The 524-nt window shown below is 50.4% G+C and carries 1 protein-coding gene; it reads right to left on the bottom strand.

The genetic code is table 11. The annotated features are described in order from the left end of the window. The coding region (locus FZ041_RS14505) for an SLAP domain-containing protein (protein WP_222931181.1) at nucleotides 1–524 on the bottom strand (524 nt) is incomplete at both ends.

Genomic DNA, 524 nt, shown 5'->3' with positions numbered 1-524 from the left:
AGCAGATTGCCTGCGTTATCGTAGCGATAGGGTTCAACCTGTCCGTTGACGGTTCGTCTTGTCAGACGGTTGTTGACATCATAAACATACTGCTCCTCGATATCTTTCGCCGTTCTAGTCAGCCGATTCCCCGCTTGGTCGTAGCTGAATCGCTCCGTATAGGTTGGATATTCTGCTTGTTCTAGGCGATTCAGGCTGTCATAGGTGTAGAGGGTCTTGCCCGCCAGCTCGTTTTTCTCGATTCTTTGGCCGTTGCCGTCGTAGCGGTAGGTGTTCTGCGCAAGGATTTTATCGGGCGTGGCTACCGTCAGGCTCGTTATATTCTTATCCGCGTCATAGGCAATATCCTGCCACATGCCGTTGGCGTGGGTTATCTTTTGGATGGCGCCATCGGCATCGCGGGTAAATTGGACAATTGACTGGTCAAATTCATCGCAAATGTCAACCAGCTGATTTGACTTGTCAAATCGGTATCTGACTTGCCGGCCTGTAATGTCAATCTGACTTATCTTACGGCCCAGCTC

The sequence above is a fragment of the Pseudoselenomonas caprae genome (assembly GCF_008271345.1).
Taxonomy (GTDB): domain Bacteria; phylum Bacillota; class Negativicutes; order Selenomonadales; family Selenomonadaceae; genus Selenomonas_A; species Selenomonas_A caprae.
Note: the sequence above shows the minus strand (reverse complement) of the source record. Positions and strands in the feature narration are given on the sequence as shown.